General features: G+C 72.8%; 18 protein-coding genes and 1 riboswitch. Of the genes, 14 read left to right on the top strand and 4 right to left on the bottom strand.

Annotated elements, in window-relative coordinates:
- The first annotated feature begins 52 nt into the window (after positions 1 to 52).
- On the top strand, positions 53 to 1,180 hold the full coding sequence (locus AB0424_RS09395) for an ROK family transcriptional regulator (protein WP_366303501.1): 1,128 nt from the start codon (positions 53 to 55) through the stop codon (positions 1,178 to 1,180).
- A 171-nt stretch (positions 1,181 to 1,351) separates the two neighbouring features.
- Here the strand turns inward: AB0424_RS09395 and AB0424_RS09390 are convergent, their stop codons facing one another.
- Positions 1,352 to 3,733 (bottom strand): chitinase C-terminal domain-containing protein, encoded by a 2,382-nt coding sequence (locus AB0424_RS09390; RefSeq protein WP_366303499.1) that lies wholly within the window; start codon positions 3,731 to 3,733, stop codon positions 1,352 to 1,354.
- 242 nt (positions 3,734 to 3,975) lie between these two features.
- A riboswitch (FMN riboswitch) is annotated at positions 3,976 to 4,105 on the top strand.
- Between the two features lie 173 nt (positions 4,106 to 4,278).
- Between AB0424_RS09390 and ribD the strand changes: the two genes are divergently transcribed.
- The 10 genes from ribD (at position 4,279) to AB0424_RS09340 (ending at position 12,827) form a co-directional block, all read left to right on the top strand.
- Positions 4,279 to 5,352: a bifunctional diaminohydroxyphosphoribosylaminopyrimidine deaminase/5-amino-6-(5-phosphoribosylamino)uracil reductase RibD gene (gene ribD, locus AB0424_RS09385; protein WP_366303497.1), complete on the top strand. Its 1,074-nt coding sequence runs from the start codon at positions 4,279 to 4,281 to the stop codon at positions 5,350 to 5,352.
- Positions 5,353 to 5,354: 2 nt separating this feature from the next.
- Entirely contained in the window at positions 5,355 to 5,963 is a 609-nt protein-coding gene (locus tag AB0424_RS09380; protein ID WP_366303495.1) for a riboflavin synthase, read from the top strand.
- A 44-nt stretch (positions 5,964 to 6,007) separates the two neighbouring features.
- Positions 6,008 to 6,598, top strand: a complete 591-nt coding sequence (locus tag AB0424_RS09375; RefSeq protein WP_366304134.1) for a nicotinamide mononucleotide transporter family protein — start codon at positions 6,008 to 6,010, stop codon at positions 6,596 to 6,598.
- Positions 6,595 to 7,872, top strand: a complete 1,278-nt coding sequence (locus AB0424_RS09370; RefSeq protein WP_366303494.1) for a bifunctional 3,4-dihydroxy-2-butanone-4-phosphate synthase/GTP cyclohydrolase II — start codon at positions 6,595 to 6,597, stop codon at positions 7,870 to 7,872. Before AB0424_RS09375 ends, AB0424_RS09370 begins: the two co-directional genes overlap by 4 nt.
- A 29-nt stretch (positions 7,873 to 7,901) precedes the next feature.
- Complete coding sequence (ribH, locus tag AB0424_RS09365; RefSeq protein WP_366303491.1) at positions 7,902 to 8,387, top strand: 6,7-dimethyl-8-ribityllumazine synthase; 486 nt, start codon at positions 7,902 to 7,904, stop codon at positions 8,385 to 8,387.
- Positions 8,388 to 8,467: 80 nt separating this feature from the next.
- On the top strand, positions 8,468 to 8,740 hold the full coding sequence (locus AB0424_RS09360) for a phosphoribosyl-ATP diphosphatase (protein ID WP_366303489.1): 273 nt from the start codon (positions 8,468 to 8,470) through the stop codon (positions 8,738 to 8,740).
- A 51-nt stretch (positions 8,741 to 8,791) separates the two neighbouring features.
- Positions 8,792 to 9,640: an ATP phosphoribosyltransferase gene (gene hisG / locus AB0424_RS09355; protein ID WP_017242191.1), complete on the top strand. Its 849-nt coding sequence runs from the start codon at positions 8,792 to 8,794 to the stop codon at positions 9,638 to 9,640.
- A 40-nt stretch (positions 9,641 to 9,680) separates the two neighbouring features.
- Positions 9,681 to 10,133 carry a PH domain-containing protein gene (locus AB0424_RS09350; RefSeq protein ID WP_366303487.1) on the top strand — a complete coding sequence of 151 codons (453 nt, stop codon included), beginning with the start codon at positions 9,681 to 9,683 and terminating at the stop codon, positions 10,131 to 10,133.
- 241 nt (positions 10,134 to 10,374) lie between these two features.
- The gene (locus AB0424_RS09345; protein WP_366303485.1) at positions 10,375 to 11,766 is read left to right on the top strand and encodes a hemolysin family protein; all 1,392 of its coding nucleotides are present in this window, start codon (positions 10,375 to 10,377) and stop codon (positions 11,764 to 11,766) included.
- Positions 11,763 to 12,827 carry a hemolysin family protein gene (locus tag AB0424_RS09340; RefSeq protein WP_366303483.1) on the top strand — a complete coding sequence of 355 codons (1,065 nt, stop codon included), beginning with the start codon at positions 11,763 to 11,765 and terminating at the stop codon, positions 12,825 to 12,827. Before AB0424_RS09345 ends, AB0424_RS09340 begins: the two co-directional genes overlap by 4 nt.
- Before the next feature lie 73 nt (positions 12,828 to 12,900).
- Here AB0424_RS09340 and AB0424_RS09335 read toward each other — a convergent pair whose 3' ends face one another.
- The gene (locus tag AB0424_RS09335) at positions 12,901 to 14,814 is read right to left on the bottom strand and encodes an AAA family ATPase (RefSeq protein ID WP_366304132.1); all 1,914 of its coding nucleotides are present in this window, start codon (positions 14,812 to 14,814) and stop codon (positions 12,901 to 12,903) included.
- A gap of 329 nt (positions 14,815 to 15,143) precedes the next feature.
- Entirely contained in the window at positions 15,144 to 15,773 is a 630-nt protein-coding gene (locus AB0424_RS09330; protein WP_366303481.1) for a hypothetical protein, read from the bottom strand.
- 182 nt (positions 15,774 to 15,955) lie between these two features.
- On the opposite strand from AB0424_RS09330, the gene AB0424_RS09325 reads away from it, so the two are divergent.
- From AB0424_RS09325 to AB0424_RS09315, 3 genes are all read left to right on the top strand, one after another.
- Positions 15,956 to 17,335, top strand: coding sequence for a peptidase C39 family protein (locus AB0424_RS09325; RefSeq protein ID WP_366303479.1), 1,380 nt, complete (start codon positions 15,956 to 15,958; stop codon positions 17,333 to 17,335).
- Positions 17,336 to 17,409: 74 nt separating this feature from the next.
- Complete coding sequence (locus AB0424_RS09320; protein WP_366303477.1) at positions 17,410 to 17,556, top strand: SCO1431 family membrane protein; 147 nt, start codon at positions 17,410 to 17,412, stop codon at positions 17,554 to 17,556.
- Between the two features lie 135 nt (positions 17,557 to 17,691).
- On the top strand, positions 17,692 to 18,864 hold the full coding sequence (locus AB0424_RS09315; RefSeq protein ID WP_366303475.1) for an acyl-CoA dehydrogenase family protein: 1,173 nt from the start codon (positions 17,692 to 17,694) through the stop codon (positions 18,862 to 18,864).
- Here the strand turns inward: AB0424_RS09315 and AB0424_RS09310 are convergent.
- Positions 18,827 to 19,099, bottom strand: coding sequence for a hypothetical protein (locus AB0424_RS09310; RefSeq protein WP_366303473.1), 273 nt, complete (start codon positions 19,097 to 19,099; stop codon positions 18,827 to 18,829). The two genes, AB0424_RS09315 and AB0424_RS09310, sit on opposite strands and share 38 nt — an antisense overlap.
- Between the last annotated feature and the right edge of the window lie 96 nt (positions 19,100 to 19,195).

Genomic DNA, 19,195 nt, shown 5'->3' with positions numbered 1-19,195 from the left:
GGGAAGGTCCGCACCGGGACACACCCCGGAACGAGTCTGAGAGGATCGCCGCATGGCCGCATCCCCGAGCACCGCACGGGCCATCAACGACCGGTCCGCCCTGCGACTGCTCCAGGACGAGGGTCCGTTGACGGCCACTCAGCTCAAGACGCTCACCGGGCTCTCCCGGCCGACCGTCGCCGATCTCGTCGAACGGCTCCAGGGCTCCGGCCTCGTGCACGTCGTCGGCGAGTCCGGAGCCGAGCGCCGAGGTCCCAACGCCAAGCTGTACGGGATCGTCGCCGACCGCGCCCACCTCGCCGCCCTCGACGTCCGCACCCGCTCGGTCTCCGTCACCGTCGCCGACCTCCTCGGCAGCACGCTCGCCGAGGCCACCGCGCCCGTCGGCGAGGACGACGGCGGGACCGGCCGGGCCGTCGAGGAGGCGGTCGCCCTCCTGGAACGGACCGTCCGCGAGGCCGGTGCCGACCGTCTGCACAGCGTCGCCGTCGGCGCCCCCGGGCTCATCGACCCCGCCACGGGCGAGCTGCGCGACTCCTCGGGACTGCCCGCCTGGCACCGCCGGCTGGTCACCGTCCTCCAGGAACGCCTCCCGGCCCACGTCCTCGTCGAGAACGAGACCAACCTCGCCGCCGTCGCCGAACTGCGCGACGGCGCAGCCCGCGACCGCGAGGACTTCGTCCTGCTCTGGCTCGGCCAGGGCGTCGGCGCCGCCGTCGTCCTCGGCGGCCGGCTGCGCCGCGGCGCGTCCGGGGGCGCCGGCGAGATCGGCTTCCTGCCCGTGCCCGGCACCACGGGCCTGCCCTCCGCCACCGGCTGCGACGGCGGCTTCCACGAGCTGGCCTGCGCCGCGGCCGTCGCCTCGCTCGCCACCGCCCACGGCCTCGACCCCGCCGGGGCGCTCACCTCCGGCCACGGCCCCTTCCTCGACGCCCTGGCCCACCGCCTCGCGGTCGGCGCGGCCGCCGTCGTCTCCGTCCTCGACCCCGGCTGCGTCGTCCTCGCCGGCGAGACCGGCCATCAGGGCGGTGCCGCCCTCGCCGCCCGGGTCGAGAGCGCGCTCGCGGCCCTCTCCCCGCTCCGCACCGAGGTCCGGCCGACCGTCTTCGGTGACGCGGCGGTCCTGCGGGGCGCCCTCCTCGGCGCCCGGGACGCGGCCCAGGAGGAGCTCTTCCCGTAGCGGTCCCGCCCTCGGACGGGTACCGACCCCGGAGCTCCCGGTTCGTGAATGGCCCTTGCCAGGGAACGCAGCCGCGCCGCGCCCCGGACAGGGGGGCGCGGCGCGGAGGGAGCCCGGCGGCGGGCAAGGGCCGTGTGTGTCCGCCGCCGGGGGGTTCTCAGGAGGTGGGGATCAGCAGGCGCCGAGGTCCTGCCAGACGCCCCAGTCGCCGGTCGTGCCCGGCTCCTCGTTCTGGGTCCACCACTTGGCCTTCCACTTGTGGCCCTTGTGGGAGACCTCGTTGCCCGCGTTGTAGACCGTGCCGGCCACGTACGCCACGGTGGTGCAGCCCGTGGTGGGCGGCGTCGTCGGCGGGGTCGTCGGAGGCGTGGTCGGGGGAGTCGTCGGCGGGGTGGTCGGCGGCGTGGTGGGCGGGGTGGTCGGCGGAGTGGTGGAGCCGGGCTCCACGACCGTCGTGCCGCGCGCCAGGTCGCCGGCGAGGGCGTACGTCGTGCCGTTGATGTTCACCGTCCAGTTGGAGGGGGTGGACACCGGCAGGTAGTAGTTGAACGCCAGGTCGATCGTCGCGCCGGGGGCCAGCGTCTGCCAGGCCGGGAGCTTCAGGGAGACCCGGTGGAAGTCGCCCTTCAGGCCGCCGACGTTGCTGCCCGTGTGGTCGCTGCTGATGACCTTGGTGCCGAAGCCGGACTGGTCGGAGGCGTTCGCCGGCGCCGAGGTGCCGTAGTCGAACTGGAACTCCGTGCCGCCGGGCAGCGTCGCCGCGGTGTTGTTGGTGATCTTGATCTTCGGCGTGATCGGGTAGTTCGAGTCGCCCAGCTTGAACTCGGTGAACTGGGTGTCGATCTTCACGGCCTGGGTCGGCAGGGCCGTGTTGGACTTCTTGGCGCCGTACGGGGCGGCGGCCTTGAACTTGTCGTACATCAGCGAGGTGAGCGTGGAGCCCATCTCGTACTGGCCCTTGGCGGCGTTCCAGCCGTAGTCGCCGGCCATCTCCCACACCATGGTGCCGCCGATGCCCTTGTTGACCACGTAGTCGGCCTTGGCGGCCACCGACTGCTCGTCCTCGGTGGAGAGGAAGACCTTCTTCTGCGCGTTCCACAGCCACGGCGCGACCAGGGTCGAGTCGTACTTGCGGGCGTAGGTGCCGGTCAGGGTGGTGTTGGCCGGGAAGCCGTACTGGGTGACGTAGTCGCCGACGATCCCCTTCTCGAGGTTCTTGGCGTGCCACATCGGGTTGGAGCCGGCGGGCGACTCGACACCGTTGGTGTCCTTGTCGTGCCACAGGTTGTCGATGCCGGTGGCGCCGTCACCGCACTTGGTCAGACCGGCGCCGGCCGGGCAGGTGGTCGCGGACGCCTTGCCCCACAGGCCGTCGGTGCCGCCCTGCACGTTCTTGTGGCCGCGGGTGTAGTACGGCAGGCCGATGTTGATGCGGCCGGCCGGCATCGAGCCGCGGAAGTAGTGGTACGCCCAGTCGGTGTTGAGGTAGCCGATGCTGCCGTACTGCGCCGAGCCGTACACGTTGGCGGCGGCGAGCTCGCCGTCCTTGCCGTCGTCGAAGAGCGAGGCGTTGGGGCCGACGTACTCGTTCCAGGCGCCGTGCAGGTCGTACGACATGATGTTGACGTAGTCCAGATACTTCTGCATCTGGAAGGTCTCCATGCCGCGGAGCAGGTAGCCGGAGGAGGGGGCGGCGACGGTCAGCAGGTAGTGCTTGCCGTCGGCGGCGCCGGCCGCGTCGAGCTTCTCGCGCAGGGTCTTCATGAGGGCCGCGTAGCCCTGCACGAGTCCGGCGCGGCGCGCGTTGGCGAGCTGCCAGTCGAGCGGGTTGCCGGCGTCCTTCATGGTCGTCGGGTACTCGTAGTCGATGTCGACGCCGTTGAAGCCGTACTTGCGGATGAAGTCGACGGACGAGGTGGCGAAGGTGTCGATCCCGGCCTGGTTGACCGAACCGTCGGCGTTGGTGGCCATCGAGTAGAAGCCGCCGGAGTTGACCCGGTCGCCGTTGTCCGCGAAGTAGCCGCCCGTCTCGGCCCAGCCGCCGACCGAGATCAGCGTCTTCACGTTCGGGTGCTGCTTCTTGAACTTGTTGAGCAGGTTGAAGTGGCCCTTGTAGGCGAACGCGGGGTCCATCTCCGCGCCGGCGACACCGGGCCAGGTCATCCCGGTGGCCGCGTTGTTCGGACCGTCCGTGCCCACGGAGAGCTTGTTGTCCCCGCCGATGTGGCCGAAGGCGTAGTTGATGTGGGTGATCTTGTCCCACGGGATGTCCTTGGCCAGGTACGCGGGCTGGCCGTTCTTGCCGTCCCGCCAGCCGGTGAAGTAGCCGATGACGCGGCGCTGGTGGTCGGCGCCCATCTTCTCGCGGCCCTCGGTGTCGTAGACCGAGCAGTACGGCACGTCGACACCGGGGGTCTTGTAGAGCCCGTCGGGACGACAGGACTCGTTGTCGGCGGCGTACGAGACGCCACCGGCCAGGGAGCTGAGCAGCATCCCGGCGACGGCTGCGCCGGAAGCGAGCAGCGAGGCTCTCTTGGTCGTGGGGGACAACACGATGGGTTCCTCCTGGGGAGGTGGAAAAACACAACGAACAAGGGGGTGGGTCGTGTTGGGCCCGTGGGGTGCGCACCCCACCGGGCCGTTCCTAGGAGGTGACACGGAGATTAAGAGGACTAGACCAGTGCGTCAATAGGTCTGGACCAAAGAAGACGTTCATGGGAGCCTGTGAGCCAGGCCACAGGGACTCGGTCGCATCGCCCCACGGCGTCCGTGGCACACTGGCCCTGTATCAGCAGCAGCGCACTCCGGGGTCGGTGTAATTCCGAACCGGCGGTATAGTCCGCGACCCGTCCGCAGCCAGCGGCCGGTTGACCAGGTGAGATTCCTGGACCGACGGTGAAAGTCCGGATGGGAGGCAGTGCGCGGCGGGTGACCCCTTCCAGGGGTGTGCCGGCCGTATGTCCGCTGGTCGCCGTGTCGCATCCGATCGGCGTACCCGCGAACAGCGGCCCCGGCGCACCCTGCGCCGGGCGTCCTTCCCGCTCTCTGTCGTCATCGACAGGCCCCGGAGTCCGTGCCCGAAGAGGCAGGAGGACCCGGTGGCCCAGCAGGCCGACATCACCGCCATGCGACGCGCCGTCGAGCTCGCCGCACGCGGACTCGGCGCGACCAGCCCCAACCCCGTCGTCGGCTGCGTCATCACCGACGCCTCCGGCCACCCGGTCGGCGAAGGCTGGCACCGCCGCGCCGGCGGCCCGCACGCCGAGGTCCACGCCCTGCGCGAGGCCGGCGTCCTCGCCCGCGGCGGCACCGCCTACGTCACCCTCGAACCCTGCAACCACACCGGCCGCACCGGCCCCTGCGCCCAGGCCCTGACCGAGGCCGGGATCAGCCGGGTCGTGTACGCCGTCGGCGACCCGAACCCGCAGGCCACCGGTGGCGCCGACACCCTGCGCGCCGCGGGCGTCGAAGTCGCCCAGGGCCTCCTGGAGGCCGAGGCCGAGGCCGTCAACATCGCCTGGCTCACCTCCGTGCGCCACGGTCGCCCCTTCGTCCGCTGGAAGTACGCCGCCACCCTCGACGGCCGGATCGCCGCCGCCGACGGCACCTCCCGCTGGATCACCTCCGCCGAGTCCCGCGCCGACGTCCACCGGCTGCGCGCCGAGGCCGACGCCGTCGTCGTCGGCTCCGGCACCGCCCGCGCCGACGACCCCCACCTGGCCGTCCGCGGCATCGACGAGGCGGTGCAGCCGCTGCGGGTCGTCGTCGACACCGAGGCGACCGCCGTCAAGCCCGGCGCCCGTGTCCTGGACGAGGCCGCCCCCACCCTCATCGCGATCGCCGAGGACGCCGAGACCCCGCTCACCGAGGTCGTACGCCTCCCCAGGGCCGAGCGCGGCCTCTCCGTCCCCGCCCTCCTGGACGCCCTGCACGCGCGCGGCGTCCGCTCCGTCCTCCTCGAAGGCGGCCCTACCCTCGCGGGCGCCTTCGTCGCCGCGGGCGCCGTCGACCAGGTGGTCGGCTACCTCGCCCCCGTCCTGCTCGGCGCCGGCCCCCAGGCCCTGGCCGCCGCGGGAATCAGCACCATCACCGAGGCGTTGCGGCTCGACATCACCGAGACCGTCCGCATCGGCACCGACCTCCGCATCACCGCCACCTTCAAGGGAGCCTGACCGTGTTCACCGGAATCGTCGAAGAACTGGGAGAGGTCGTCGCCGTCGAGCAGCTGGAGGACGCCTCCCGCTTCCGGCTGCGCGGCCCCCTGGTCACGGAAGGCGCCCAGCACGGCGACTCCATCGCCGTCAACGGTGTCTGTCTCACGGTCGTCGAGTTCGGCGACGGCGAGTTCACCGCCGACGTCATGGCCGAGACCCTCAAGCGGTCCAGCCTCGGCGCCCTCGAAACCGGCTCCCGGGTCAACCTGGAGCGCCCCATGGCCGTCGGCGGACGCCTCGGCGGTCACATCGTCCAGGGCCACGTGGACGGTACCGGCACCGTCCTCGACCGGACCCCCTCCGAGCACTGGGAGCTCGTCAAGGTCGGCCTGCCGGCCCACCTCTCCCGGTACGTCGTCGAGAAGGGCTCCATCACGGTCGACGGCGTCAGCCTCACCGTCGTCGAGGTCGCCGACGACTGGTTCACCATCAGCCTCATCCCCACCACGCTCGACCTGACCACGCTCGGCATCAAGCAGGCCGGCGACCCGGTCAACCTCGAAGTGGACGTCATCGCCAAGTACGTCGAGCGGCTGCTCGGCGCCGACGCCAAGGAGAACGAGAAGTGAACTGGCTCAACTCCGAGGCGTTCACCGTCCTCGACCAGCACATCATGTGGTCCGACATGATCGGCAACACGATCGGGCTCATAGCCCTGGCGCTCGGCTGGCGCCGCTCCATCCTCACCTGGCCCGCCCAGCTGCTCTCCGGCGTCATCCTCGTCGGCGCCTACGCCTCCGCCCACCTCAGCGGCGGCGTCGGCAAGCAGCTCCTGGTCATCGGCGTCGCCGCCTGGGGCTGGTGGCAGTGGAACCGCGGCCGGCAGCAGGCCCAGGACGGCTCCATCGCCGTCCGCTTCGCCACCTGGAAGGAGCGCGGCCTCCTCGCCGCCGGCGCGGCCGTCGGCACCCTGGCGGTCGGCGGGCTCTTCACGCTCTACCCGTCGCTCTCCTGGAGCCCGTGGGCGGACGCGTACATCTTCGTCGGCACCCTCGTCGCGATGGTCGCCCAGGCCCGCGGCCTCGTCGAGTTCTGGTTCGCCTGGCTCCTCGTCGACCTCGTCGGCGTCCCCCTCGCCTTCAACAGCGGCCTGGCCTTCTCCGGCCTCGTCTACGTCGTCTACTTCGCCCTCGTCATCTGGGGCATGCGCGACTGGTGGCTCCGTACCCGCACGTCCGTCGCTCTGGAAGGAGCACACGCATGAGCGCGCTTCACCCCTGGGACGCCGGCGACCTCGCCCTCGACCCGGTCGAGCAGGCCATCCGCGACATCGCCGCGGGCCGCCCCGTCGTCGTCGTCGACGACGAGGACCGCGAGAACGAGGGCGACCTCGTCATCGCCGCCGAGAAGGCCACCCCCGAGATCATCGCCTTCATGATGAGCGAGTGCCGCGGCCTGATCTGCGCCCCCATGGAGGAGGACGAGCTGGAGCGCCTCCAGCTCCCGCAGATGGTCGAGCACAACACCGAGTCGATGCGGACGGCCTTCACGGTCTCCGTCGACGCGGGCCCGGCGCACGGCGTCACCACCGGCATCTCCGCCGCCGACCGCGCCACCACCCTGCGGATGCTGGCGAGCGGCGGCCACGAGCCCTCCGACTTCGTCCGCCCCGGCCACATCTTCCCGCTCCGGGCCAAGCCCGGCGGCGTCCTCGCCCGCAACGGCCACACCGAGGCCGCGGTCGACCTCGCCCGCCTCGCGGGCCTGCGCCCGGCCGGCGCGATCGTCGAGATCGCCGGCGAGGACGGCGTCATGCTCCGCCTCCCCGAGCTGGTCCCCTTCGCCCGCAAGCACGGCCTGACGATCATCTCCATCGAGGACCTGATCGCCTACCGCCGCTCCGCCGAGCCGACCGTCCGCCGCGAGGCCGAGGTCCGGCTCCCCACCGCGCACGGCGACTTCACCGCGTACGGCTACCGCTCCACCGTCGACGGCGTCGAGCACGTCGCCCTCGTCCACGGCGAGATCGGCGACGGCGCGGACGTCCTGGTCCGGGTCCACTCCGAGTGCCTGACCGGCGACATCTTCCAGTCGCAGCGCTGCGACTGCGGCCCCCAGCTGCACGCCTCCATGGACCGGATCACCGAGGCGGGCCGCGGCGTCGTCGTCTACCTCCGGGGCCACGAGGGCCGCGGCATCGGACTGCTCTCCAAGCTGCGCGCGTACGAGCTCCAGGAGCGCGGCCGCGACACCCTCGACGCCAACCTGGAGCTCGGACTGCCCGCCGACGCCCGCGACTACGGGGCCGGCGCGCAGATCCTCGTCGACCTCGGCGTCCGCAGCCTGCGGCTGATGACCAACAACCCCGACAAGATCGACGCCCTCACCCGGCACGGCCTGATCGTCGAGGGCCGCGAGCCCATGCCGGTCACGGCCGGCGAGCACAACCTCGGCTACCTGCGCACCAAGCGGGACCGGATGGGGCACGACCTGCCCTGGCTGGACGGCTCCCCGGCCTCCACCTGCGGCAACCAGTAATCACGTACGTACGACCGGCTAGGAGAATCATGAGCGGCAAGGGCGCACCCGTCCTCAGCGTGAAGAACTGCGGCGACCTCCGGGTCGCGGTCATCGCGGCGCAGTGGCACGAGAAGATCATGGACGGACTCGTCGACGGCGCCCTGCGCGCCCTGAGCGAGCTGGGCATCGACGAGCCGACGCTGCTGCGCGTCCCCGGCAGCTTCGAGCTCCCCGTCGTGGCGAAGGTGCTCGCCGAGCGCGGCTACGATGCCATCGTGGCGCTCGGCGTCGTGATCCGCGGCGGAACGCCGCACTTCGAGTACGTGTGCCAGGGCGTCACCCACGGCCTCACCCAGGTCTCGATCGACACCGGCGTACCCGTCGGATTCGGTGTCCTGACCGTCGACACCGAGGAGCAGGCCCTCGACCGGGCCGGCCTCGAAGGCTCCACCGAGGACAAGGGCCACGAGGCCGTCACCGCCGCCGTCGCCACCGCGACCACGCTGCGCACGGTGAGCGAACCCTGGCGCTGAACACCCCGTCGCCCGGCCGTCACTCCTCGTCGGAGGCGCCGCGCGTCCGCCTTCTCGCACCCCGTACTCTTAGGACCATCATGGCGAACAAAACCTTCGAAGAGCTCTTCGCCGAGCTCAAGCTCAAGGCCGAGACCGGCGACCCGGCCACCTCCCGCACCGCGGAACTGGTGGACAAGGGCGTCCATGCCATCGGCAAGAAGGTCGTCGAGGAGGCCGCCGAGGTCTGGATGGCCGCCGAGTACGAGGGCAAGGACGCGGCCGCCGAGGAGATCTCGCAGCTGCTGTACCACGTCCAGGTGATGATGGTCGCCCGCGGGATCTCGCTCGACGACGTCTACGCCCACCTCTGAGCACACCCGTCCCACCGTCCCGAAAACTCCCAGGCAAAGGAAGCTCACCCCATGCTGCGCATCGCCGTTCCCAACAAGGGTTCCCTCTCCGGACCTGCGTCGGCAATGCTCCATGAGGCCGGCTACCGCCAGCGCAAGGAGTCCAAGGAGCTGGTGGTCATCGACCCCGACAACGAGGTCGAGTTCTTCTACCTGCGGCCGAAGGACATCGCGATCTACGTCGCGTCCGGCAAGCTGGACATCGGCATCACCGGCCGCGACCTGCTCCTGGACTCCGGCGCCAGCGCCGAGGAGATCCTCCCGCTGAACTTCGGCCGCTCCACCTTCCGGTACGCCACCCGCCCGGGCACCGCGAACGGCCCCGAGGACTTCGGCGGCATGACGATCGCCACCTCCTACGAGGGCATCGTCGCCAAGCACCTCGCCGACCAGGGGATCGACGCCTCCGTCGTCCACCTCGACGGCGCCGTCGAGACCGCGATCCAGCTGGGCGTCGCCCAGGTCATCGCGGACGTCGTGGAGACCGGCACCAGCCTGCGCAACGCCGGCCTGGAGGTCATCGGCGAGCCGATCCTCACCTCCGAGGCCGTCGTCGTCCGCCGCCACGGCGCCTCGGACGACCACCCGCAGGTCCAGCAGTTCCTGCGCCGCCTCCAGGGCGTCCTCGTCGCGCGCTCGTACGTGATGATGGACTACGACTGCCGCGCCGAGCACCTGGAGCAGGCCGTCGCCCTCACCCCGGGCCTGGAGTCGCCGACCGTCTCCCCGCTGCACAACGAGGGCTGGGTCGCCGTCCGCGCGATGGTCCCGGCCAAGGAGGCGCAGCGGATCATGGACGACCTGTACGAGATCGGCGCGCGCGCCATCCTCACCACCGCCATCCACGCCTGCCGCCTCTGACGGCCCGGCCCACGTCCCACCAGGTACCGAGGAACCCCCGATGTCCCAGCCCACGCCGCCCGCCCTCCCGGTCACCTTCCGGCCGGGGCGCACCCGGGCGGTCCTGCTGACCATGAGCGCGGCGATGTTCGTGGTCGTCACCGGTGTCGCGCTGATGCTGGAGCGGCTGGGACCGGGGGAGCGCGTCAGCTTCGTCTTCACCGCCGCGCTGCTCTCCGGGGTCCTCGTCCTGCTGAGCCGGCCCAAGGTCGTCGCCGACGACGAGGGCGTCACGGTCGTCAACATCACCCGGACCCGGCGCCTCGCCTGGGCGGAGATCCTCAAGGTCAACCTCCGTCCCGGCGACCCCTGGGTCTTCCTCGACCTCAGCGACGGCACCAGCCTGCCCGCCCTCGGCATCCAGCCCGGCATCGCCAAGGAGTCGGCCATCCGGGACGCCCGTGCCCTGCGTGCCCTCGCGGACAGCCGAGGGACGGGCGCGGAGACCCGCTGAGACCCCGGGGGAGACCGGGGGAACCCCCGATCCGTCCCCCATCCGGGGCCGACCCCCTGCCCCTCGGGGCGTTCACGTGACTACTCTGGAGACGGTGGTGCCGAGCGGCGCCACCGTCTCGCGTGTGCAGGGCCGCGACCGCGGCCCGCGAGACCACCCTTCGACCCGAGGAGTGACTCCCTCCAGCAATGGACGGATCGTCCGGTAGTACCTGCGCCGCCCCCTCCCAGGAGGCGGCGGCATGATCATCTCCCTTCTGCTGCTCTTCGCGGCATTCCTCCTGATCCTCGCCAACGGCTTCTTCGTGGCCGCCGAGTTCGGTCTCGTGACCGTCGAGCGGGCCGAGGCCGAACGGGCCGCGGCCGCCGGCGACCGGCGCGCCCGCACCGTCGTCACCGCGCTCCGCGAGCTGTCCTTCCAGCTCTCCGGCACCCAGCTCGGCATCACCATCACCTCGCTCGTCGTCGGCATGCTCGCCGAGCCCGCGCTCGCCGGGCTGCTCCACGGCCCGCTGACCGCCACCGGGATGCCCGAAGGGGCCGTCTCCGGGGTCGCCGTGGTGATCGGGATGCTGCTCGCCTCCGCCGTCCAGATGGTGGTCGGCGAGCTCGTCCCGAAGAACTGGGCGGTCTCCCGGCCGCTCCAGGTGGCCCGCTTCGTCGCCACTCCGCAGCGCCGCTTCTCCGCGCTGTTCCGGCCGGTCATCTCGCTGCTGAACCGGGTCGCGAACCGGCTCGTACGGCTCCTGGGCGTCGAGCCCACCGACGAGCTGGACTCCGTCCGCACCCCCGGCGAGCTCGTCTCGCTCGCCCGGCACTCGGCGCTGGCCGGCACCCTCGAACAGGACACCGCCGACCTCTTCGTACGGACCCTGTCCCTCGGCGGCCTCACCGCCGAGCAGGTCATGACCCCGCGCGTGAAGGTGAGCGCCCTGCAGTGGGACGCCACCGCGGCCGACGTCCTCAACCTCACCCGGGCCACCGGCCTCTCGCGCTTCCCGGTCTACCGCGACCGCATCGACGAGGTCGTCGGCATGGTCCACCTCAAGGACGCCCTCGCGGTCGCCCCGCACGCCCGGCTGCGCACCCCCGTCGGCCGGATCGCGGTCCCGCCGCTCCTGGTCCCCGGGACGCTTCCCGTGCAGACCCTCCTGGAGCGGCTGCGCCGCGAGCAGCCGATCGCCGTGGTCGTCGACGAGTACGGCGGCACCGCCGGGGTCGTCACCCTGGAGGACATCGTCGAAGAGCTCGTCGGCGAGGTCCGCGACGAGCACGACACCGTCGCCGACGGGCGCCCCGAACTGGCCGCCGCCCCCGCCGAGGACGGCCGCGCCGCCTGGGAGGCCGACGGCTCCTGCCGGGTCCACACCCTGCGCCGGATAGGTCTCGACGTCCCCGACGGGCCGTACGAGACGGTCGCCGGGCTCGTCGCCGACCTCCTCGGGCGGATCCCCGCCGCGGGGGACCGGGCCGAGCTGCCCGGCTGGCGGCTCTCGGTGCGCCAGGTCGACCGCTACCGGGCCGAGCGCGTCCGGATCGTCCGGACCGGTCCGGACCCCGAGTCCGCTCCCGGCCCCGTCCCGGTCGCCGCGGCGTCCGCCGCCGGCCCGCTGGTCGCGGAGGGCGCCCGGTGAACACCCTGCAACTCCTCTTCGCCGGAGTCCTCGTGCTCGCCAACGGTTTCTTCGTCGGAGCCGAGTTCGCCCTCGTCTCCGTCCGCCGCAGCCAGATCGAGCCGCTCGGCGGTGCCCGGGCCAAGCAGGTCCTGCACGGCCTGGAGAACCTGCCGCAGATGATGGCGGCCGCCCAGTTCGGCATCACGGTCTGCTCGCTGACGCTCGGCGCCGTGGCCGAGCCGACCGTCGCCCACCTCCTCGAACCCGTCTTCCAGACGGTCGGGGTGCCCGGGGCGCTCATCCACCCGCTCGGCTACGTCATCGCCCTCGCCGCGGTCGTCGTCCTCCACCTCGTCATCGGCGAGATGGTGCCGAAGAACCTCGCGATGGCGGCGCCCGAGCGGACCGCGCTCTGGCTCGCCCCCGGCCTGGTCGGCTTCGCCCGGCTCTGCCGGCCGGTGACGGCCGCGCTCGGCGCCTGCGCACGACTGGTCCTGCGGGCGTTCAAGGTCGAGCCGAAGGACGAGGTGGAGGCGGTCTTCACCAGCGCCCAGCTCGGCCGGCTCGTCGAGGACGCCGGACAGGCCGGACTCCTCGACCCGGGCGAGCAGGAGCGCCTGGAGGACGCCCTGGAGCTGGGCAGCCGTCCGGTGACGGACGTCCTCATCGCCCCCGCGTCCCTGGTGACGGTCCCGCCGACCGTGACCCCGCGCGAGATCGAGGAGCTGACCGTACGGACCGGGTACTCCCGCTTCCCCGTCCGCGCCGGGACCCGCCACACCTTCATGGGCTTCGTGCACGTGAAGGACGTCCTCGACCTGGAGGAGCGGGAACGGGCGGTGCCGCAGCGGCTGTGGCGGCCGATGGCGACGCTCCGCGCCGAGCTGCCGCTCGACGACGCCCTCACCGTGATGCGCCGCGCCGCGACCCATCTGGCCCAGGTCGCGGACGGCTCCGGCCGGGTCCTCGGCCTGGTCGCCCTGGAGGACGTCCTGGAGATGCTGGTGGGCGAGGTCCGCGACCCCGCCCACCGCGTGCAGCCGGCCCCCGTGCCGGATGCCGCCCCGGCCCCGGCCTGATCGACAAGACGCCCCCGGGTCCCCGTGATCCGGTCCCGTCTGCCCGCCGGGCAGGCGGGACTTCGGGGACCGGCTAGTAGCCCGGAGGCTCCTGCTGAGGGCCGCGGTCGGCGGGGCCGCGGCCCGACAGGACCTCGCCGTACGCCTGCATGAGGTCGGGCAGCCGGAGGGTGGCGAGGTCCTCGCGGGACAGCGTGCCGGAGTACCCGGAGAGCCGCAGGTCGCGGTAGGCGCAGGACTTCTCGTACAGGGTGCGCAGGAAGCGGCCGTTGCCCAGCTCGTCGATCCAGCCCTGGTCGACCACGTGACCGCTGATCGAGCGCAGCTCGTCCAGGGCCTCGTCGTCCCAGCGGTCGCCGTCGGCCGCCGCGAGCACCTCGCCGATGGCGGTCAGTTCCAGGGGCCGGTAGGAGGGGAAGTCGACGCGGGTGGTGAACCGGGAGGAGAGCCCCGGGTTGGTGTTGAGCAGCCGGTCCATGCCCTCGGGGTAGCCGGCCAGGATCACCACCAGGTGGTCGCGGTTGTCCTCGGCCCGTTTCAGGAGCACCTGGAGGGCCTCGTCCCCGTAGGCGTCGCCCTTGCTGTAGCCGGTGTTGGAGAGCGCGTACGCCTCGTCCACGAAGAGCACCCCGCCGACGGCGGAGTCGATCAGCTCGTTGGCCTTGACCGCCGTCTGCCCGAGGAACTCGCCGACCAGGTCGGCCCGCTGGGCCTCCACGAGGTGGTCGCCGCCCAGCAGCCCGAGGGCGTAGAAGACCCGGCCGAGGATGCGGGCGACGGTGGTCTTCCCGGTGCCGGAGGGGCCGGAGAAGACGAAGTGCCGCTTGGGCGGCTGGACCGGAAGCCCCTGTCCGGCCCGCAGCCGCGCCATCTCCAGCTGCGCCGAAAGGGCCTTGACCTGGCGTTTCACCGGTTCGAGGCCGACCATGCCCTCCAGCTCGGCGAGCGCTTCCGCGAGCAGGACCGGATCGGTGGGCCCGGCGGGGAAACGCTGGCCGGGTACCGCCGCCTTGTGCCGTGCGGTCTCCGGCGGCGCGACCGGCGCGACCGGGGGCAGAGGCTCGGGGGCCAGCAGCAGGCCGTCGCCGAGGAGGCCACCGGGGTCGGGCTCGGTGCCCGGCACGGTGTCGGAGGCGTCCTGGCCCGGCCCGACCCCGCCGAGCGTGCCCAGGGCGACCGCCGCGAGCCCGGCCGCGTCGTCCAGGCCGTCGTATCCCTCGAAGCCGTCGTACTCGGCGATCGCCGCGAGCCGGGCCGCCGTGTCCATGAACGCCGGGTCGATGCGGTGCACCGCCCGGTAGAGGGGGAGGGCGGCGGCGCTGCGCCCGGTCCCCTCATGGGCGCGGGCGAGCCAGTAACGCAGCTCCTTGCGCTGCGGCTGCTCGCTGCGGCAGCGCATCAGCGAGGCGGAGAGCAGGGGTTCGGCCTGGCTGTACATCTCCAGGCGCACCCGGGCCATCCCGCCGAAGAGCCCCGCCTCGATGCCGAGCAGCGGGTCGTCGACGAGGGTCTCGGTGTGCCGGACGAGCTGGTCCCAGTCCTTGACCAGATAGGCGCGGCAGGCGTGCAGGAAGCGGACCTGGTGGTCGGTGTCGACCGGCGGCAGCCCCGCGAGGGCCCGGTCGAGTTCCGGGACGTGCCGGCCGTCGAGCCAGTGGGAGGCGTGCGCGAGGAGCAGGTCGCGCGGGCTCTCCAGCACCGGCTGCACCCACCAGCCCAGCCAGTACCAGGAGTTCAGGGTGCGCCGGTACCGGGACCGCTGCTCGCCGAAGCGCTCGCGGTTGCGGTACATGCGCAGCAGCGCGGTCGTGGTGTCGACGCGGAGCGCGTGCAGCCCGAGCCAGGCGTCCGCCATCCCGGGGTCGATCCGTACCGCCGTCCGGAACTCGTCCTCCGCCTGCGGATAGGCGCCCATCGTGTAGGCGTCGACTCCGCGCAGCCAGGCGAGCTCGGCCGGGGCCTGTGAGCCCTGCGTGCCGATGTCCATCGGGTCCCCCACAACCGTCATCGCATGGACGGGATTTGACCGCACCTGGGGGCATCGTACCTGCGCAGGGGGTGTGTGCTTAAGGAGAAGCACATGATCCGGAAGCGGTGACCCTGGGTGATCGTCAGGGGTCGCGGAGGGCCGTCGGGGGCCTCTGGAGGGGCCCTCGTGGGGCTCCTGGGGCAGAACGAAGCCCCCGATCACGGGGGAACAACCGGGGGCTTCGTGTCCGCGGCGGCTCCGAAAAGCCGCACATTCAGAACGTAAGACCTGTACGCCCCTGGGGTCAAGCGGAGTTGAGGCACTTGCGGAAGTGGACTTCCGGCCGCTCATTTCACGGACGGTGAGCCGTCACCTTGGGTGATGACATGGTCCTTGCCCGCTGTCACGGCAGGCCCGGGAAGCCAGTCGTACCCCTCCGGACACTCCCGTACCAGAGTGTCGGCGAACGGCCGCGAAGGGTCCTCGGTGAAGTGGCGAGTCTCCGCCACGGTCCATCCGTCCCAGAAGGAAGCCTGCTCCGGACCGTCCCGGTGGCGGCCGCGCGCCCACGACGCCTCGGCCTCCCGCTCCATCCACAGCAGCCACGCGAGGAACGGCCGCACCACCCGGCGGCCCGCGCCGACGCCCTCCACGAGGACGACCGGGGCCGGCGGCAGCTCACGGCGCTCACCGAACCGCCGCAGGCGCCAGTCGTACGGCCGGTAGCGGGCCGCCTCCCCGCGGGAGAGGGGCTCCAGGACCTGCTCCCGCAGCCGGCCGGTCCACGCGAACAGCTCCTCGTGGGTGGCGAGGTCGTCGATGTGGAGCACCGGAGCGCCGCCGAGCGCGGTGGAGAGGCGGGCCGCGAGCGTCGACTTGCCCGAGCCCGCGTGTCCGTCGACCGCGACCAGGCGGACCGGCCCGCAGGAGGGCGGCAGTCGGAGCAGGGCGTCCGCGGCGCGGTCGAGGTCGTTCATGGCCCCAGCGTAGGGGAGCGGGGGACCGCCGCAGGTCAGGGAGGTACCGCCGCCAGTGGTCGAGACCAATATTGGTACGGCGACGCGTTCCGAAGTGCTGGCGGACGCCCGTGCGGCCCGCGATAGTGGGGCCCGCGCAGCGTGCCCGTACACCCACCGTTCTCGACTGGGGGTCACCGCCCATGACCAGTTCCACCCCGCGCAGAACCGTCCTCGCGGCGGCGCTCGCGGCCGCCGCGGGAACGGCCGCGGCGACCACCGCCCCGGCCGCCGCGGCCGACGCGGCCGCCCCGGCGGCCGATGCCGGCCGCCGCGGACACGCCCCGCCCGCCGGTCTCGTCGACAACCGCTTCTGGTCCACCTTCACCGACTGGCGGTGCGGCGCCGTGGCCGGCACCAGGGCGGTCCCCGGCCTCCGCCCCGGTCTCGTCCTCGCCACCCCGCTCGGCCGGATCGACCACACGGACCCGCACACCGGCCGCACCTCCCCCTGGGAGTACGCGACCTGGACCTCCCCGGTGCACACGCCGACCGTGCCCGCCACCGAGGCCATCGCCTCCTGGAACGCCCACACCCCGCCCGGCACCTGGCTCCAGGTCGAGCTGTCCGGCACCTACACCGACGGGACGGCGACCCCCTGGTACGTCCTGGGCCGCTGGGCGTCCGGCGACGACGACATCCGGCGCACCTCGGTCGACGACCAGACCGACGGCAAGAGCACGGTGTGGACCGACACCTTCGCGATCGACGACGCGGCGAGCGGCCTCCGGCTCCTCTCCTACCGCCTGCGCCTCACGCTCTACCGCGCCCCGGGCAGCGGCCTCACCCCCGTCGTGTGGCGGATCGGCGCCATGGCCTCCGACATCCCGGACCGCTTCACCGTCCCCGACTCCCCGCCCGGCCCCGCCCGCGAGCTGGCCGTCCCCCGCTACTCCCAGAACACCCACGTCGGCCAGTACCCCGAGTACGACAACGGCGGCGAGGCATGGTGCAGCCCGACCTCCTCGCAGATGATCGTCGAGTACTGGGGCCGCCGGCCCTCGGCCGAGGACCTGGCCTGGGTGAACCCCTCCTTCGCCGACCCCCAGGTCTGCCACGCCGCCCGCTTCACCTACGACCACCAGTACCAGGGCTGCGGCAACTGGCCCTTCAACGCCGCCTACGCCGCCGGCTACCCCGGCATGAACGCCGTCGTGACCCGCCTCCACTCCCTCGCCGAACTCGAGACCCTCGTCCGGGCCGGCATCCCCGTCATCACGTCCCAGTCCTTCCGCAAGGAGGAACTCACCGGCGCCGGCTACGGCACCTCCGGCCACCTGATGACCGTCATCGGCTTCACCCCCGACGGCGACGTCATCGCCAACGACCCCGCCTCCCCCACCAACGACGCCGTCCGCCGCGTCTACCTCCGCCACGAGTGGGGGAACATCTGGCTCCGCACGAAGCGGTACAACGCGAGCGGGAAAGTGGTGTCCGGCACAGGAGGGGTCTGCTACCTCTACTGGCCCGACCGGCCCTCGCCCGTGCAGCGCAGGGCCTTGGCGGACCTCGGCGTCGTCTGAGGCGCGGGGCGGCCCCGGGCGACGTGACGGACGTCTCTACCCCCGGGCCGCCCCGGTGGCGCAAGGTGGTCGCCATGACCTCCACCACCCATGCACGCCTCCTCACCCGCGCCGGGACCGGCGGTCCCCGTGAGGACGGCCCGAAGATCCTGGAGCACGTCCTCGGCTGGACGCTGGTCGTCCTCCTCGCGGTGCTCGTGACCAGGGCCGGCCTCATGTGAGGCGGACGGGGTGACCGGCAACCGTGTGGTCCGCCGGCGGCGGTGTGACGCCACCGCGCGGAACGGGCATACTCCCCGCGATTCCGGCACCCCGCGCGCGTACCGCTCGCGCCCGGCAGGGAGGAGCGTCCGACCATGTCCGACAACGCACCGGACGGCGTGGAACGCAGGCTGCCCACCGACGAGGCCCGGGAGCTGCTCGCCCTCGTCCGTGACATCGCCCGCCGTGAGATCGCCCCGCGGGCCGCGGAGGAGGAGGCGGCCGGCCGCTTTCCCCGCGAGCTGTTCGCCCTGCTCTCCCGGTCGGGACTCCTCGGCCTGCCGTACGCCCCCGGCCTCGGCGGCGGCGGTCAGCCCTACGAGGTGTACCTCCAGGTCCTGGAGGAGCTCGCGGCCGCCCGGCTCACCGTCGGCCTGGGCGTCAGCGTCCACTCGCTCTCCTGCCACGCGCTCGCCGGGTACGGCACCGACGAGCAGCGGGCCGCGCACCTGCCCGCGATGCTGGGCGGCGGCCTCCTCGGCGCGTACTGCCTCTCCGAACCCTCCGCCGGATCGGACGCGGCCGCGCTGCGCACCCGGGCCGTCCGCGACGGCGACGACTGGGTGATCGACGGCACCAAGGCGTGGATCACCCACGGCGGGATCGCCGATTTCTGCACGGTGATGGCCCGCACCGGCGGGCCGGGGGCGCGCGGCATCACGGCCTTCCTGGTGCCGGGCGACGCCCCGGGGCTCGGAGCCGCGCCGCCCGAGCGGAAGATGGGCATGAAGGGCTCGCCCACCGCGCAGCTCCACTTCGACGGGGTGCGGGTCCCCGACGCGCGGCGCCTCGGGCGGGAGGGGCAGGGGTTCGCGATCGCGCTCGACGCACTGGACTCGGGGCGGCTCGGCATCGCCGCCTGCGCGGTGGGGCTCGGGCAGGCCGCCCTGGACGAGGCCGTCGGGTACGCGCGGGAGCGCCGCCAGTTCGGCCGCCCGATCGCCGACTTCCAGGGGCTGCGCTTCCTGCTCGCCGACATGGCGACCCGCGTCGAGGCGGGCCGGGCGCTGTACCTGGAGGCCGCGCGGTGCCGGGACGAGGGCCGCCCCTTCGGCCGGCAGGCGGCGATGGCCAAGCTCTTCTGCACGGACGCCGCCATGCAGGTCACGACGGACGCGGTGCAGGTGCTCGGCGGCTACGGCTACACGGCGGACTTCCCCGCGGAGCGGTATCTGCGCGAGGCGAAGATGCTGCAGATCGTCGAGGGGACCAATCAGATCCAGCGCGTGGTCATCGCCCGCCACCTGGTCGGACCAGAGTCCCGCTGACGCGCACGGTGCGGTCCGCCCACACCGGGCCGGCCGCGAGCCGCGCCCACTCCTGGTCGCGGTGGCCCGGCAGGGTGCGGCCGTGGCTGGCCCAGAGCGAGAGCACGTCCTGGTAGATGGGCGGGTGCGTCGGGGCCGGCGGCCGGGCCTGTACCGGGACGGGCACCTGGACCGGCACGGGGACGGGCGCCACCGGTGCCGGGGCCTGGTCCGACACGACGGTGGGGGTCGGCACGCGGGCAGGGGCCGACGCACGGGTGGGGGGCGCGGCGGACGCGGGGACCGGCGCGAAGGCAGGCTGTGCGGCGGGACCGGGACCGGGAGCCGGAGC

The sequence above is a fragment of the Streptomyces sp. NPDC051180 genome, from assembly GCF_040689545.1.
Taxonomy (GTDB): Bacteria; Actinomycetota; Actinomycetes; order Streptomycetales; family Streptomycetaceae; genus Streptomyces.
This window is presented reverse-complemented; position numbering and strand designations above follow the sequence as displayed.

What these genes read in the sequence shown, in the direction of transcription:
- AB0424_RS09395 (WP_366303501.1), top strand. Translation starts at nt 53, where the DNA reads ATGGCCGCATCCCCGAGCACCGCACGGGCCATCAACGACCGGTCCGCC.
- AB0424_RS09375 (WP_366304134.1), top strand. Translation starts at nt 6,008, where the DNA reads ATGTGGTCCGACATGATCGGCAACACGATCGGGCTCATAGCCCTGGCG.
- AB0424_RS09370 (WP_366303494.1), top strand. Translation starts at nt 6,595, where the DNA reads ATGAGCGCGCTTCACCCCTGGGACGCCGGCGACCTCGCCCTCGACCCG.
- ribH (WP_366303491.1), top strand. Translation starts at nt 7,902, where the DNA reads ATGAGCGGCAAGGGCGCACCCGTCCTCAGCGTGAAGAACTGCGGCGAC.
- AB0424_RS09360 (WP_366303489.1), top strand. Translation starts at nt 8,468, where the DNA reads ATGGCGAACAAAACCTTCGAAGAGCTCTTCGCCGAGCTCAAGCTCAAG.
- hisG (WP_017242191.1), top strand. Translation starts at nt 8,792, where the DNA reads ATGCTGCGCATCGCCGTTCCCAACAAGGGTTCCCTCTCCGGACCTGCG.
- AB0424_RS09350 (WP_366303487.1), top strand. Translation starts at nt 9,681, where the DNA reads ATGTCCCAGCCCACGCCGCCCGCCCTCCCGGTCACCTTCCGGCCGGGG.
- AB0424_RS09345 (WP_366303485.1), top strand. Translation starts at nt 10,375, where the DNA reads ATGATCATCTCCCTTCTGCTGCTCTTCGCGGCATTCCTCCTGATCCTC.
- AB0424_RS09335 (WP_366304132.1), bottom strand. Translation starts at nt 14,814, where the DNA reads ATGGACATCGGCACGCAGGGCTCACAGGCCCCGGCCGAGCTCGCCTGG.
- AB0424_RS09330 (WP_366303481.1), bottom strand. Translation starts at nt 15,773, where the DNA reads ATGAACGACCTCGACCGCGCCGCGGACGCCCTGCTCCGACTGCCGCCC.
- AB0424_RS09325 (WP_366303479.1), top strand. Translation starts at nt 15,956, where the DNA reads ATGACCAGTTCCACCCCGCGCAGAACCGTCCTCGCGGCGGCGCTCGCG.
- AB0424_RS09320 (WP_366303477.1), top strand. Translation starts at nt 17,410, where the DNA reads ATGACCTCCACCACCCATGCACGCCTCCTCACCCGCGCCGGGACCGGC.
- AB0424_RS09315 (WP_366303475.1), top strand. Translation starts at nt 17,692, where the DNA reads ATGTCCGACAACGCACCGGACGGCGTGGAACGCAGGCTGCCCACCGAC.